This window comes from Nocardiopsis dassonvillei, from assembly GCF_964273065.1.
GTDB classification, from domain to species: domain Bacteria; phylum Actinomycetota; class Actinomycetes; order Streptosporangiales; family Streptosporangiaceae; genus Nocardiopsis; species Nocardiopsis dassonvillei_B.
This window is the reverse complement of sequence record NZ_OZ186815.1, coordinates 1,855,337-1,868,842: the sequence shown is the minus strand read 5'-3', so window position 1 is coordinate 1,868,842 and position 13,506 is coordinate 1,855,337. Positions and strand designations below refer to the sequence as shown.

The following is a 13,506-nucleotide window of genomic DNA, read 5'->3' as shown; positions in this document are numbered from 1 at the left end:
CCGGGCCTTCCTTCACCTCCGGCCCGCGGTGCACAACGGCCCCTCTCCCCTCACTGGCTCGGGGGAGAGGGGCCTTCCACGCGTCCGCGGCGCGGGTCAGCCGCAGTAGGCGTCCTCCTCGCCGATGATCCGGTACGGGCAGTCGGCGTAGTCGAGCAGCCGCAGCACGGCCTCCTCGTTGCGGGCGGTCTCCCTCTCGATCACCGAGGACGGCGGGTAGAACCCGCCCTCCCAGGCCGAGCGGGGGTACATCTCGTAGGTGAAGTTGACGATGCGCTGGTCGCCCCACAGCCAGTCGTTGATCGTCCCGTCCGTGATGTACAGGTCGCTGGACTGCTGGGGCGTGTACCCGTTGGCCTCGGCCATGTGGGCGCCCAGCGCCGCGTGGGTGTCGTACTCGTCGCGGTTCATCCCCTCGGTGACGTCGGAGTAGGTGTTGCCGAACGGCCACAGGATGAGCTCGCTGTAGGTGTGGAAGTCGATGGCGGCGGTGATCTGCTGCTCGCCGTCCACCACCCGGCTCCGCACGAAGTCGGCGACCACCCGCACCTCGGGGGCGGACTCGGGGGCCGGGCCGCGGTAGGTGACGCTGCCCGGGCTGCCGGAGGAGCCGCCGCAGCAGCCCCACATGTAGTCCCAGTTGCGGTTGAGGTCGGTGCCCACCGCCGAGGTCCCGGTGTTGGGCTGGCGGTTCTTGCGCCAGTCCCGCCAGGTGCTGCCCGCCATGTCGTACTCGGAGCCGTCCGGGTTGACGTTGGGGACGATCCAGATCTCGCGCTCGTCGACCAGCCCGGTGATGCGCTCGTCGGTGCCGTACCCGTCGGTGAGCAGGTCCAGCAGGTACACGGCCATCTCGACGGTCAGGTGCTCGCGGGCGTGCTGGGCGTGGGTGAACAGCACCTCCGGCTCGTCCTCGTCGGTCGCCGCGTTGTCGCTGATCTTGACGGCGACGATGTCGCGGCCCTCGTGCGAGGTGCCGATGACGGAGGAGACGGCCAGGCCGGGGTGGTCGGCGACGACCTCGTCGACGAGGTCGAGGAGCTCGGGGTAGGTGGTGTAGCCGGGATCGGGGTTCGCGAACGTCCGCGGGACCTCCAGGGCCTCCACCCCGAAGCCGAGCGCGGCGATCTCCGCCGCGTCGTCGGGGGTGGCGGTGACCAGGACCTCGTCGGCGGCGACCTGGTCGATGGCCGCACCGGTCGAGGCGATGGCGGTGCGGTCCTGCGGAGTGCTCGCGCCGTCCACCACGTACAGGTCGTACTCGGGTTCGGCGGTGGCGCTCCCGGCGGCCAGGGTGCCGAGCATCAGGGCGGCGGCGGTCAGGGGGACGAGGGTGCGGCGGACGCCCGAGGGGATGCGGGCGCGCCGGGGGGACGGGAAACGGGTGGTCTCCACGGGATGCCTCCGTGAGCGGGGGTGAGGCGATCGGACACGGTGGCGTCATTGCAGAAGAGATCACCACGTTCTGTCAACATTCATGATCTCTAAGTCATATGTGGATGTTTGCCGCGGAAAACCCCGAAGCCCATGTCACGTCCGCCGGACCCGCTCCTGTCGTCGCGGGTACCCCGTCCCCACCCGGCCACATCCGGCCACCCGCCTACCTCGGCTGAGGCTCCCGGGCGGGGGAGAGGGCCTCGGCGACGGCGGCCTCCAGGGACAGGTCACGGCCCCCGGAGCGGGCGCGCTCGACCGCCTCGGAGCCCAGCAGGGCGCGGGCGGCGGCCAGGGCGCGGTCCACGTCGAACCGCTCCGCCTCGGGCATCGGCGCCCCCGCCTCCTCCCGGATCCGCTCGGCGCAGCCCACCAGCCGGGCCGCCGCGGCACCGTCGCCGTCCAGGGCGGCCGCCCCGGCCAGCCCCTCCAGGGCCAGCGCCACCGCACGCGGGTCCCCGCTCATGCGCGCGTACCCCAGCCCCTGGAGGTGCAGCTCCCGGGCCGCGGCGGCGTCGCCGCGCTGCTCGGCCGTGAATCCCAGCTCCGCCAGCGCGAACGCCAGCCCCGGCCGGTACCCGTCCTGGCGGTGCACCTCCAGCACCTCGCCCAGGTACTCCTCCGCGGTGTCGAGGTCGCCGCGGCGGCGGGCGGTCATCCCCAGTCCGGCCACGGTGAACCGCCGCCCCGCCCGGAAGGCCTGCTCACCGGCGATCCGCAGGGCCCGCAGGTTGTGCCGGTCGGCCCCGTCCAGGTCCCCGGTCAGCATGTGGACCCGGGCCAGGCGGCCCAGTTCGTCCACCACCGTCGGCCACAGCCCCAGGCCCTCCGCGAGTCCCAGGGCGCTGCGGTGCCGGTGCGCGGCCTCGGCGTAGGACCCCTCGATCCCCGCGACCACGCCCAGCAGGCTGTGCGCCCGGGCCTCGCCCCACGGTTCCCCGGTGCGGGAGAACAGCGCCAGGCTCCGGTCCGCGTCGCGGCGGGCGGGTCCCAGGTCGCTGCGCCGCAGTGCCCGCCATCCGCGCAGGTGGAGCACGAAGGCCGTCCACCACGGGTCGCCCTCCGCCTCGAACGTCCGCAGGGCCTCCGACAGCCGGTCGTCGGGCCAGGTGTCCGGGACGAGGCCCGTGCCGACGCTGTCGGAGAGGGCCGTCATGAACACCAGCAGGGTCTCCGCGCGGGCCCGGGTCCGGGGGTCGGACGGCCTCTCGGCGGTCCACAGCGCCTCGCGCGCCGGTCCGCGCCCGGGTTCGCCGACGCACTCGGCCGCCCCCAGCGCGGCGTGCCACAGCAGGGCCTCGGTCCGGTCGGCGGGGTCCGCCGGGCCCGGTACCTCCAGTGCCCGCGACAGCAGCCGGTACCCCTCCCGGTACCGGCCCCTCAGGTACCAGAACCAGCCGTGGCGGGCGGCGACGCGCAGCGCGATGTCCGGGTGCCCGTGGTCGGCCGACCACTCGATCGCCGTCCGCACGTCGGTGGCCTGCCGGTCGGCGTCCTGCTGGTGCGGATCCAGGGTGAAGTCCGCCGCCTCGCCCCGCTCCCGGCCCTCGGCGATGTGCCGCGCGTAGCGGTGCCACACGCGGTCCTCCTCTCCGGCGGCGGCCAGCCGCTCCGCGGCGTAGGCGCGGATCGTCTCCAGCAGCCGGTACCGGGTGCCCTCACGTCCGACCGCGACCAGGGACCGGTCCACCAGCCCGGCCAGGATCCCGGCGACGTCGGCCGTCGCGACCCCCGGCCCGCCGGCGGGGTCGGCGGCGATCGTCTCCGCCGTCTCCAGCGTGAACACGCAGGTGGGAACGGACAGGCGGCGCAGTACCGCCTGCTCGGGGCCGGTCAGCAGCCGCCAGCTCCAGTCGACCGTCTCCCACAGGGTGCGCCTGCGGTCCTGGCCGCCCGCCCCCAGGACCCGGAAGCGGTCGTGCAGCCGGTCGGCGAGCCGGTGCACCCCCAGGGAGCGCACCCGGGCCGCGGCCAGTTCCAGGGCCAGCGGGAGCCCGTCGAGGTGGCGGCAGATCGCGGCCACCGCCTCCGCGTTCCCCGCGTCCACGGTGAAGCCGGGCACCGACGCCGCGGCCCGCCGGGCGAACAGGACCGCCGCGTCGGAGGCGGCGACCTCCTCCGCCGAGCTCCCGGAGGGCAGACCCAGCGGCTCCACCTGGTGCAGGCGCTCGCCGGGCAGGCCCAGCGGCTCCCGGCTGGTGGCCAGGACCCGCAGCCCCGGCGCGGCCCCGAGCAGGCGCCCCACCAGGTCGGCCACCGGGGCGACCAGGTGCTCGCAGTTGTCCAGCACGAGCAGGGCCGGACCGGAGCCCAGGGACTCGGCGATGCGCGCGGTCACCGACCGGGGCCGGGAGGTCCGGGACGTCTCGTCCTGGAGGCCCAGCACGGCCGCGACCTCCTCGGCGACCCCGTCGCCGGCGTCGGCTCCGCGCCCCGACAGCTCCACGAACCACACCGGGCCGAACCGGCCGTCGCCGTCGGCGACCGAGGCCAGGGCCATCGAGGTCTTGCCGACACCGCCGGGCCCCAGCAGCGTGGTCAGGCGCGACTCCGCGAGGTCGCGCCGCACCGCGGCGACGCAGGCATCCCTGCCGACCAGGTCGGTCAGCGGCGCGGGCACCGAGCCCCGGGGCCGGTCCGCGGGGACGGGGGCCGCCTCGGGGGACGTGGCGTTCGGGTGGCGGGCGGGCCCGGGGCGGGCCGGTGCGGCCGGAGCCAGGTCGGACGACTGGGCGAGGATGTCCGCGTGCAGCCGGGTGACCTCCGGCCCGGGGTCCACACCGAGCTCCTCGGCCAGCAGCTCCCGCAGCTCCCGGTGGCTCTCCAGGGCCTCGCCCTGGCGGCCCGCGCGGTACAGGGCGAGCATGTGCGCCGCCCGCAGCCGCTCCCGGACCGGGTGCTCGCGCACCAGGTCGCCGAGCTCGGCGACGAGTTCGGGGCCCTCGCCCAGCTCCAGCCGGGCCCGGGCGCGGTCCTCCAGGGCTGCCAGGCGCATCTCCTCCCAGCGGGCCAGCGGTGCCGCGGCGAAGGCCGCGTCGGCGTGGTCGGCCAGGGCCGGGCCGCGCCACTGCTCCAGGGCCTCGTCCAGCAGGCGCACCCGCTCCCGGGGGCCGCCGGGCCGGGCCCGGGCGACGAGCGCCTCGAACCGGTCGGCGTCCAGGGCGTCGGCGTCCACGCGCAGCCGGTAGCCCGAGGGGCCCGACTCCACCCGGGAGCGGAACCCCGGCTCGCCCCGGTCCAGGGCGCCGCGCAGCCGGGACACCGCGGTCTGCACCGCTGCGGCCGGGTCGGGCGGCGGGGCGTCCCACAGCTCTTCGACCAGCCGGTCGACCGACACCGCCTCGCCGCGGTGGACGAGCAGCAGTGCCAGCAGGGCGCGCACCTTGGCACCCGGCACGCCTACGGACGCGCCTCCGTCGGTCCACACGGCCAGCGGCCCCAGCACCCCGAATCGCATACCGGAGAGCCTATACGCGGGGGTCCGCGCGCTCCGCGCCGCGAGGTGGGCCCGGTCACGACAGCGGACGGACAGCGGACGGCAAGGGGTCGGACGGCGCCCCGGCCTACGTTCGAACCGTTCCCGAGGGCGGAGCCCTCACCCAGACACCCCGGAGGTTCCCGTGAACGAGTCCCTGTTCGAGCCGGTCAAGATCGGCCGCAACGAGGCCGCCAACCGCCTGTTCATGGCCCCGATGACCCGGTCCCGCGCCTACGGCGGCCGCCCGGACGGCCGCGTCGCCGAGTACTACGGCCAGCGCGCGTCCGCCGGACTGATCATCACGGAGGGCATCCAGCCCAGTGTGCGCGGCCAGGGCTACATCGACACCCCGGGCCTGCACGACGCCGCGCAGGTGGAGGCCTGGAAGCCCGTCACCGACGCCGTCCACGAGCGCGGGTCGCTGATCTTCGCCCAGATCATGCACACCGGCCGGATCGGCCACCCGGTCCTGTACCCGGACGGCGGCCTGCCGGTGGCGCCGTCCCCGGTCGCCTCCGGCGAGCAGCTCTTCGACGGGTCGGGCATGGTCCCGCACCCGGTTCCCCGGGAGCTGACCGTCGCGGAGATCCGCGAGGTCGTGGACGACTTCGCCACGGCGGCCGAGAACGCCGTCGCCGCCGGGTTCGACGGGGTGGAGCTCCACGGGGCCAACGGCTACCTGATCAACCAGTTCCTCTCGGACGAGTCCAACCGCCGCACCGACGAGTACGGCGGCGACGCCGAGCGCCGCTCCCGGTTCGCGATCGAGGTGGTGGACGCCGTCGCCGACACCATCGGCGCCGACCGCACCGCGCTGCGGATCTCCCCGTCCAACGGCTACAACGGCATCTCCCAGAGCGACCCGGTCGGGCAGTACACGACCCTGCTGAGGGGGCTGGCCCACCGCTCCGACCTGGCCTTCCTGCACACCGCGCAGATCGGCGGGGACGAGCACACCCCGCTGCTCCGCCGCCTGTGGGAGGGGACGCTGGTGGTGAACCCGGCGACGGGGCTGGACCTGTCGAGCGTGGAACCGGCCCTGGAGCGGGGCGCCGACGCGGTGGCCCTGGGCGCGGCCTGGCTGGCCAACCCCGACCTGGACGCGCGCCTGCGCTCGGGCGCCGACCTCAACGAGCCGGACCCGGCCACCTTCTACGGCGGCGACCACACCGGCTACACCGACTACCCGTACCTCGCCGGCGCCTGACCCCCGGCCGGGGCGCCCCTCCACCCGGGGGGCGCCCCGCCGCCGTCGCGCCCCGGGGCGTCCTCCGCCCGGCGGTCGGGGGCGGGGCGGTGCTCCCGCGGGCCGCGGGGCCGCGGGCCGTCGCGCCGGTTCGAGCGGGATGGAGGCCGGGGCCCTTCGGCGCCGACCGGAGAAGAGAAATCCCGCCGGGGGACCGGCGCGACCGTCGGCCGCGGCTTACGTGTGAACGGCGCGGAACGACGGCGGCCTCGGGTGTTGGCCGCACCCTGGATCCCCCGGCGGGACTCGAACGACCCCCCTAGCACTGAAGGGTTCGTCCCAATGGTACAGACCTCTCCGGCATATCTCGAGATCGAGGTATCGGTTGTCTCGAAATCGAGACTCCTGCGGAGGGGCGGATGAATCCCGGACCCGCGCGCGTTGGGGAAGGCGCAGGTCACGTGACACTCGTCCCATCATGTGGACAGGGAGTTCCAGCATTTCCGGGCCTTCTGCTAGCGTGGCCCCATCATGCTGTGCGAGCTGCTCCTTCTTAGCGGCCGCGGCGGGGGTCGTTAGTACGGGTCGGCTCCCTCGCCGCGGGGCTTCGGCTTGTCCACGGTCGGCCATTGACCACGCCCAGCGAATCCGAGGAGCCACCGCAATGGTGCCCCAGCAGCAGACCTCCCCCATGCCCTTCCAGCGCTACGCGCCCTTCAAGCCGGTCGACCTGCCCGACCGCACCTGGCCGTCCAGGACCATCACGCAGGCGCCCCGGTGGCTGTCCACCGACCTGCGCGACGGCAACCAGGCCCTGATCGAGCCGATGGACCCCGCCCGCAAGCGCGAGATGTTCGCGCTGCTGGTCAGGATGGGCTACAAGGAGATCGAGGTCGGCTTCCCCGCCGCCAGCCAGACCGACTTCGACTTCGTGCGCTCCCTGATCGAGGGCGACCTGATCCCCGACGACGTCCAGATCTCGGTCCTGACCCAGGCCCGCGAGGACCTGATCGAGCGCACCGTGCAGAGCCTGGTCGGCGCCAAGCGCTCCACCGTCCACCTGTACAACGCCACGGCGCCGACCTTCCGCCGCGTCGTCTTCAAGGTGGACCGCGAGGCCTGCAAGGCCATCGCCGTCGAGGGCACCCGCCACGTCATGCGCTTCGCCGAGCAGTACCTGGGCGACACCGAGTACTTCGGCTACGAGTACTCGCCCGAGATCTTCATCGACACCGAGATCGACTTCGCCCTGGAGGTCTGCGAGGCGGTCATGGACGTATGGCGTCCGGGCCCCGGCCGCGAGATCATCCTGAACCTGCCCGCCACCGTCGAGCGCTCCACCCCCAACGTCTACGCCGACCAGATCGAGTGGATGAGCCGCAACCTGTCGCGGCGCGAGCACGTGGTCGTCTCCGTGCACCCGCACAACGACCGCGGCACCGGGGTGGCCTCCGCCGAGCTGGCCGTCATGGCCGGCGCCGACCGCGTCGAGGGCTGCCTGTTCGGGCACGGCGAGCGCACCGGGAACGTCTGCCTGGTCACCCTGGGCCTGAACCTGTTCAGCCAGGGCGTCGACCCGCAGATCGACTTCTCCGACATCGACGAGATCCGCCGCACCGTCGAGCACTGCACCCAGCTGCCCGTGGCCCCCCGCCACCCCTACGGCGGCGACCTGGTGTACACCGCCTTCTCCGGCTCCCACCAGGACGCCATCAAGAAGGGCTTCACCGCCCTGGAGGAGGCCGCCCGGGCGGCCGGGGTCCCCGTCGAGGAGTACGGCTGGGACGTGCCCTATCTGCCCATCGACCCCAAGGACGTCGGCCGCAACTACGAGGCCGTCATCCGGGTCAACAGCCAGTCCGGCAAGGGCGGCGTCTCCTACATCATGCAGCGCGACCACTCCCTGGACCTGCCGCGCCGCCTGCAGATCGAGTTCTCCCAGGTCATCCAGAAGTTCACCGACGCCGAGGGTGGAGAGTTCTCCGGCGAGCGCATCTGGGAGATCTTCTCCGACACCTACCTGCGCGAGGACGGCCCGGTCGCCGTCCTGGCGCACCGCTCCACCACCGACGCCGAGGGCACCTACCGCATCGAGGCCGACGCCCGGGTCAAGGGCGAGATCCGCGAACTGACCGGCACCGGCAACGGACCCATCTCCGCCTTCTGCGACGCCCTGGCCGACGTCGACGTCAAGGTACGGGTCATGGACTACGTGGAGCACTCCATGGGCGCCGACGGCGACGCCCGCGCCGCCGCCTACGTCGAGGCCGAGATCGAGGGCCGCGTGGTGTGGGGCGTGGGCATCCACAGCAGCATCACCACCGCGTCGCTGCGCGCCCTGTGCAGCGCCATCGGCCGCGCCTGACACACGGACGCACGGGGCCCGCGGCACCGCCGCGGGCCCCCGCCCGTCACAGGGTCCCGAACGGCCCCGGGTCCGGTCCGCCCGCCAGGGCGGCGAAATCCCGGTTCAGCCCCACCAGCTCGGCGACCGGCACCGGCCGCCGCCGCACCGCGGCCGGATCACCGGCCGCCTCCCGGGTCCACAGGAACGGGTCCGCCGCCAGTCCGAGGTCCGGGGCCAGGCCCGCGACCGCCCGGCGCCAGCCCGGCCAGCGCAGGTCGGCGTAGAAGTTCTCCAGGTTGTGCTCCTGGAGCATCCACAGCAGCCACGAGGAGTAGGCGGCCTCCAGCGGCTCCCACCGCAGGCTGTCGGGGGCGAAGTACACCATCTCACCGGGCCTGCCCGGATACCGGTCGTCCTCGCAGGCCGGGCCGTTGAGTGCGAACACCCCGCCCAGCACGTCGTGCCCCACCACGAGCCGCACCGGGGGGCCGTGCACCACGGCCGCGCTCAGGTCGTTGACCTCGCCCAGCCCCGCCAGGCCCGGGCCGCCGCCCCCGTGCACCCGCAGCCAGCCGTCGTCCACGAGCAGGCCGCCGCTCTCCAGCGCCATCGCGCCCAGGAACGACCGGGCGGTCACCTGCAACCGGTGCAGGCAGGTCCGCCCCCGCCCGGGGTCCCCGGGCAGCGCCCGCACCGGGACCCGGGACCGTTCCAGGTGCCCGAGCACCTGCGGCCACCCGGGCCGGTCCACCTCGATCAGCTCACTGAGCTCGCGCACCCGTGCCCTCCCGCCCGCGGCGAACGTCTTCGATACCGTGCCGCTCACCCTAGTACCGGCCCCGGACACGTCGCCCGCACGACCGGGAACCCCCGTCCGCCGTGGTTCCCGCGGTGACGGGGTTCCGGGCGGGGTGCCCGCCGGGGCATCCGGCGGACCCTCCGGACGCCCGTTCCCGCGGCCGGGGCCGGAGGGGGCGCGGTGCGGCGGCCGGACGCGGCGGTGCCGTATCCGGGTCCGCGCCCACCGGTGACCTGCGGCCCCCCGGAGGCACTGTCCCCCGAGGCGGCGCCGCGCACCGCCGTCCCCGCTCGCCGCCGTCCTCGAGCCCTCCGGCGCCGAGCGCGACGTGTACTCCGCGGACCTCCCCGGGACCCCCGACACCGTCGGGTTCCGGCTGGAACGCCCGGTCCGGGCGCTCACCGACCCGGAGCGGCGGAACCGCCCCCCGGCCTCCGGTGACGCCGCCCGGCGAGGCCTCCGCGCCGGGCGGCCAGGCCCCCCGGACCGACCTCCGGGGCTCCGGGAGCGTGCGCTCCGGCGGCCCGGTCGGCCCGATGGCGGACCGCGGCGCCCGCGTGCGCGGGGCGGGGCCGCACCCGGCGGGATACGGCCCCGCCCGTCGCCGGACTACTCCCAACCGAACATCTGGGTCCAGGCGTTGCCGGACTCGCCGACGCCGATGGCCACCAGGCCGCAGTTGAGGATGTTGGCGCGGTGCCCCGGGCTGTTCATCCAGGAGTCCATCACCTGGGCGGCGCTGGTCTGGCCCTTGGCGACGTTCTCGGCGCCCCAGGCGTCGTAGCCGTGGCGGCGGGCCCGGTCCCCGGGGCCCTCGCCCTCCGGGTTCTCGTGGCTCATGTAGTCGCGCCGGTCCATGTCCTCGCTGTGCTCCTGGGCGGCCGCGGTGAGCCGCCTGTCCACACGCAGGGTGCCGCACCCGGCCCCGGCGCGCTCGGCGTTGACCAGGCGGACCACCTCGTCGGTGACGGCGGAGGCACCCGCGCCGCCCTGGCCGCCGTTGCCGCCCCCACCGTTGCCGTTGCCGTTACCGCCTCCGGCGCTCCCGCCGCCGCCCGCGGCGCTGCCGCGGTCCGCGTCCCCTCCTGCGGACTCCTCGGAGTCCTCTGGTGAGGACGAGGCGGTGACGCCGGCGCTCTGCGGCTCGATGTCCCCCGACGGGGTGTGCTCCGCCGCCGGCGCGTCCGGGGACACGAAGAAGTCCGGGTCCTCCGACGCCTCCGGTACCGCCGGCGGCTCGGTGCTGACGGACGAGGCCGAGCCCTCCGGCAGTGCCGACCCGTCCGCGGTGGTCCGGAACGGGTTCAGTTCCTCACCGGCCCCCGTGACCAGAAGCGTTCCGGCCAGTGTCAGGCCGACGGGCACCGCGGCCAGCGTGACGGCCAGGGGCACCGGCCGTCTGCGCTGCGAGCGCCGGGTGCTGGCCCGTCGTTTTCCTCGACGACCACGCGCCATAATCGCTCTCCTCCGGTATGTGCGGGTTACGGGCGGATCGACCACCCGAAGCGGGGTTCGTACCCTCGGGCGGTTCTCGGTTCGCCCATGGCCACGTGAGATCTCGGTGGCTCCGGAATAGGGGGCCGGGCCACGGCGTGGCGGCGCCGGGGATGCCGCGGGGGAAGGGCGGCGGGCCCGACGAGTGATATCTAGCGCGTGAGAGTAGACCAAATATCTTGAAAAGGGAATCCAAAACGTGATCAACCTGGTCAAGGCGGTGCGCGTCGTGCACATGTGGTCGATCCCGGCGCAAGGACGGTCACCGGTATCCGCGACAATGGGGGAGTGAGCCTCTACCGTGACGAGGGCGTCGTCCTGCGCAACCAGAAGCTGGGCGAGGCCGACCGCATCATCACCCTGCTGACCCGGCGCCACGGCCTGGTCCGGGCGGTGGGCAAGGGGGTGCGGCGCACCCGGTCGCGGTTCGGCGCCCGGCTGGAGCCGTGCACCCACGTCGACCTGCAACTGCACACCGGCCGTACCCTGGACGTCGTCACCCAGGCCGAGACCGTCCGCGCCTACGGCGAGGCGATCGTCGCCGACTACTCCCGCTACACCGCCGCCACAGCGATGCTGGAGACCGCCGAGAAGGTCGTCGCCGTCGAGAAGGACCCGGCCCTGCGCCAGTTCCTCCTGCTCCTGGGAGCGCTGCGCACCCTGGGCGAGGGCTCGCACGACGCCCGGCTGGTCCTGGACGCCTACCTGCTCCGCTCCCTGGCCGTGGCCGGGTACGCGCCGGCGCTGACCGAGTGCGCCCGCTGCGGCGGCCGCGGGGAGCACCGCTCCTTCGCGATCCACGCGGGCGGAACGGTGTGCACGGTGTGCCGCCCGCACGGCAGCGTGCACCCCTCGCCCGAGACCGTCCGCCTCATGTCCTCCCTGCTCGGAGGCGACTGGGCGGCGGCGGACGCCAGCGACCCCCGGCACCGCTCCGAGTGCAGCGGGCTGGTCGCGGCGTACCTACAGTGGCATCTGGAAAACGGAATCCGATCACTGCGCCACGTGGAGCGTTCTTGAGTCTGTTCAGCTTCGACACCGGTAACCGGCGGGAGTACACCGCGCCCGTCCCGCACGAGAGCGGGGCGCGCCCTCCCGAGATCCCCGCCGACCTGGTGCCCCGGCACGTCGCCGTGGTCATGGACGGCAACGGCCGCTGGGCCAAGCAGCGCGGCCTGCCGCGTACCGAGGGCCACAAGGCCGGTGAGGCGTCCCTCTTCGACGTCATCGAGGGCGCCCTGGAGTTGGGCATCCCGAACCTCTCGGCGTACGCCTTCTCCACGGAGAACTGGAAGCGCTCCCCGGAGGAGGTGCGCTTCCTCATGGGCTTCAACCGCGACGTCATCCGCCGCCGCCGCGACGAGCTGCACGCCCGCGGGGTGCGCGTCACCTGGGCGGGCCGCTCCGGCATGCTCTGGAAGAGCGTCATCAAGGAGCTGCGCGACGCCGAGGAGATGACCCGCGACAACACCGCGCTCACCCTCCAGTTCTGCGTCAACTACGGCGGCCAGGCCGAGATCGTCGACGCCGTGCGCGCCCTGGCCCGCAGGGTCGCGGCCGGGGAGGTCTCCCCGGAGAAGATCACCGAGGAGACCCTCTCCCAGAACCTGTACTCGCCCGAGGTCCCCCCGGTGGACCTGTTCCTGCGCTCCTCGGGCGAGCAGCGGCTGTCCAACTTCCTGCTCTGGCAGTCCGCCTACGCCGAGTTCGTCTTCCTGGACACGCTCTGGCCCGACTTCGACCGCCGCGACCTGTGGCGGGCCTGTGAGATCTACGCACGCCGGGACCGCCGCTACGGCGGCGCCGAGCCGAACCCCGTGGCCGGGTCCCGGCAGGAGGAGGAGAAGAAGTGATGGCGGATCAGGAAACCCCGCTGCTGCGTCCGGGCATGTCCCTGGTCTCGATCGGCGACAGCTTCACCGAGGGCGTGGGGGACCCCTACCCGGACGGCTCCGGCTTCCGCGGCTGGGCGGACCGGGTGGCCGAGCACCTCGCCGACCACCTGGGGGAGATCCGGTACGCCAACCTCGCCGTGCGCGGCAAGCTGATGCGCCAGATCGTCACCGACCAGCTGCCCCCGGCCCTGGAGATGGCCCCGGACGTGGTCACCCTGTGCGCGGGAGGCAACGACCTGCTGCGCCCGGCGGGGGACCCGGAGCGGATGGCCAGGATCCTGGACGGCACGGTGTCCCGGCTGCGGGCCAACGGGTCGCAGGTCGTGCTGTTCACCGGCGTGAACATCGCCACCGGGTACATGCGCGGCACCATCGGCCTGTTCGCCCGCTACTACATGAACGTCCGGGCGATCGCCGACAGGTACGGCTGCCTCCTGGTCGACCAGTGGTCGATGAAGGTGCTCACCGACGGCCGCGCCTGGGACGCCGACCGGCTGCACATGTCCCCCGAGGGCCACCGCCGCCTGGCGCTGCGGGTGGCCGAGGTGCTGGGCGTCCCGGTCGCCGAGCGCTGGGACGAGCCCTGGCCCGAGGCGGAGCCGGTGGGCCGCACCGCGGCGCTCAGGGAGGACCTGACGTGGGTGCGGGAGTCGCTGGGGCCGTGGATCGGGCGCCGCCTGACCGGCCGCTCCTCCGGTGACGCCGTGACCGCCAAGCGCCCGGAGCTGGCGCCCCTCACCAAGGAGAGGTGACCCCGTCCCGAAGCCGCTCACGGAGGGCGCGCCCGGGTGGTGGTCCGCGGCCTCCGGGGCCGGGCGGGGTGTGACGTCACGCTCAAAACCCGGAAAACCGGAAACCTACTGTCGCGTAACC

9 protein-coding genes are annotated in these 13,506 nt (G+C 74.2%); 5 read left to right on the top strand and 4 right to left on the bottom strand.

Features of this window, described 5'->3' with window-relative positions; all coding sequences use genetic code 11:
• Window positions 1–96 precede the first annotated feature (96 nt).
• The gene (locus ACSUPR_RS08410) at window positions 97–1,305 is read right to left on the bottom strand and encodes a M14 family metallopeptidase (protein ID WP_436891924.1); all 1,209 of its coding nucleotides are present in this window, start codon (window positions 1,303–1,305) and stop codon (window positions 97–99) included.
• 295 nt (window positions 1,306–1,600) lie between these two features.
• Window positions 1,601–4,891 carry an AfsR/SARP family transcriptional regulator gene (locus tag ACSUPR_RS08405; RefSeq protein ID WP_436890575.1) on the bottom strand — a complete coding sequence of 1,097 codons (3,291 nt, stop codon included), beginning with the start codon at window positions 4,889–4,891 and terminating at the stop codon, window positions 1,601–1,603.
• A gap of 163 nt (window positions 4,892–5,054) precedes the next feature.
• On the opposite strand from ACSUPR_RS08405, the gene ACSUPR_RS08400 reads away from it, so the two are divergent.
• Both ACSUPR_RS08400 and leuA read left to right on the top strand, forming a co-directional pair.
• Window positions 5,055–6,119, top strand: a complete 1,065-nt coding sequence (locus ACSUPR_RS08400) for an alkene reductase (protein WP_436890574.1) — start codon at window positions 5,055–5,057, stop codon at window positions 6,117–6,119.
• A 643-nt stretch (window positions 6,120–6,762) separates the two neighbouring features.
• A complete protein-coding gene (gene leuA / locus ACSUPR_RS08395; protein WP_436890573.1) occupies window positions 6,763–8,463 on the top strand; it encodes a 2-isopropylmalate synthase in 1,701 nt (566 codons plus the stop codon).
• Window positions 8,464–8,509: 46 nt separating this feature from the next.
• On the opposite strand, the gene ACSUPR_RS08390 is transcribed toward leuA, so the two are convergent.
• Window positions 8,510–9,223, bottom strand: a complete 714-nt coding sequence (locus ACSUPR_RS08390) for a DUF2625 family protein (RefSeq protein ID WP_436890572.1) — start codon at window positions 9,221–9,223, stop codon at window positions 8,510–8,512.
• 630 nt (window positions 9,224–9,853) lie between these two features.
• Window positions 9,854–10,699, bottom strand: coding sequence for a CAP domain-containing protein (locus ACSUPR_RS08385; protein ID WP_436890571.1), 846 nt, complete (start codon window positions 10,697–10,699; stop codon window positions 9,854–9,856).
• Between the two features lie 327 nt (window positions 10,700–11,026).
• Here ACSUPR_RS08385 and recO point away from each other — a divergent pair, with 327 nt between their 5' ends.
• The 3 genes from recO to ACSUPR_RS08370 are packed head-to-tail and all read left to right on the top strand — an operon-like array spanning window position 11,027 to window position 13,385.
• The gene (gene recO / locus ACSUPR_RS08380; protein WP_436890570.1) at window positions 11,027–11,758 is read left to right on the top strand and encodes a DNA repair protein RecO; all 732 of its coding nucleotides are present in this window, start codon (window positions 11,027–11,029) and stop codon (window positions 11,756–11,758) included.
• Window positions 11,755–12,591 carry an isoprenyl transferase gene (locus tag ACSUPR_RS08375; protein WP_436890569.1) on the top strand — a complete coding sequence of 279 codons (837 nt, stop codon included), beginning with the start codon at window positions 11,755–11,757 and terminating at the stop codon, window positions 12,589–12,591. The genes recO and ACSUPR_RS08375 overlap by 4 nt, the downstream gene beginning before the upstream one ends.
• A complete protein-coding gene (locus tag ACSUPR_RS08370) occupies window positions 12,591–13,385 on the top strand; it encodes an SGNH/GDSL hydrolase family protein (RefSeq protein WP_436890568.1) in 795 nt (264 codons plus the stop codon). Before ACSUPR_RS08375 ends, ACSUPR_RS08370 begins: the two co-directional genes overlap by 1 nt.
• Window positions 13,386–13,506: the final 121 nt, after the last annotated feature.

Excerpts from the sequence above, each read along its gene's own strand:
- ACSUPR_RS08410 (WP_436891924.1), bottom strand. The coding sequence starts at position 1,305 with ATGCTCGGCACCCTGGCCGCCGGGAGCGCCACCGCCGAACCCGAGTAC.
- ACSUPR_RS08405 (WP_436890575.1), bottom strand. The coding sequence starts at position 4,891 with ATGCGATTCGGGGTGCTGGGGCCGCTGGCCGTGTGGACCGACGGAGGC.
- leuA (WP_436890573.1), top strand. The coding sequence starts at position 6,763 with ATGGTGCCCCAGCAGCAGACCTCCCCCATGCCCTTCCAGCGCTACGCG.
- ACSUPR_RS08385 (WP_436890571.1), bottom strand. The coding sequence starts at position 10,699 with ATGGCGCGTGGTCGTCGAGGAAAACGACGGGCCAGCACCCGGCGCTCG.
- ACSUPR_RS08370 (WP_436890568.1), top strand. The coding sequence starts at position 12,591 with ATGGCGGATCAGGAAACCCCGCTGCTGCGTCCGGGCATGTCCCTGGTC.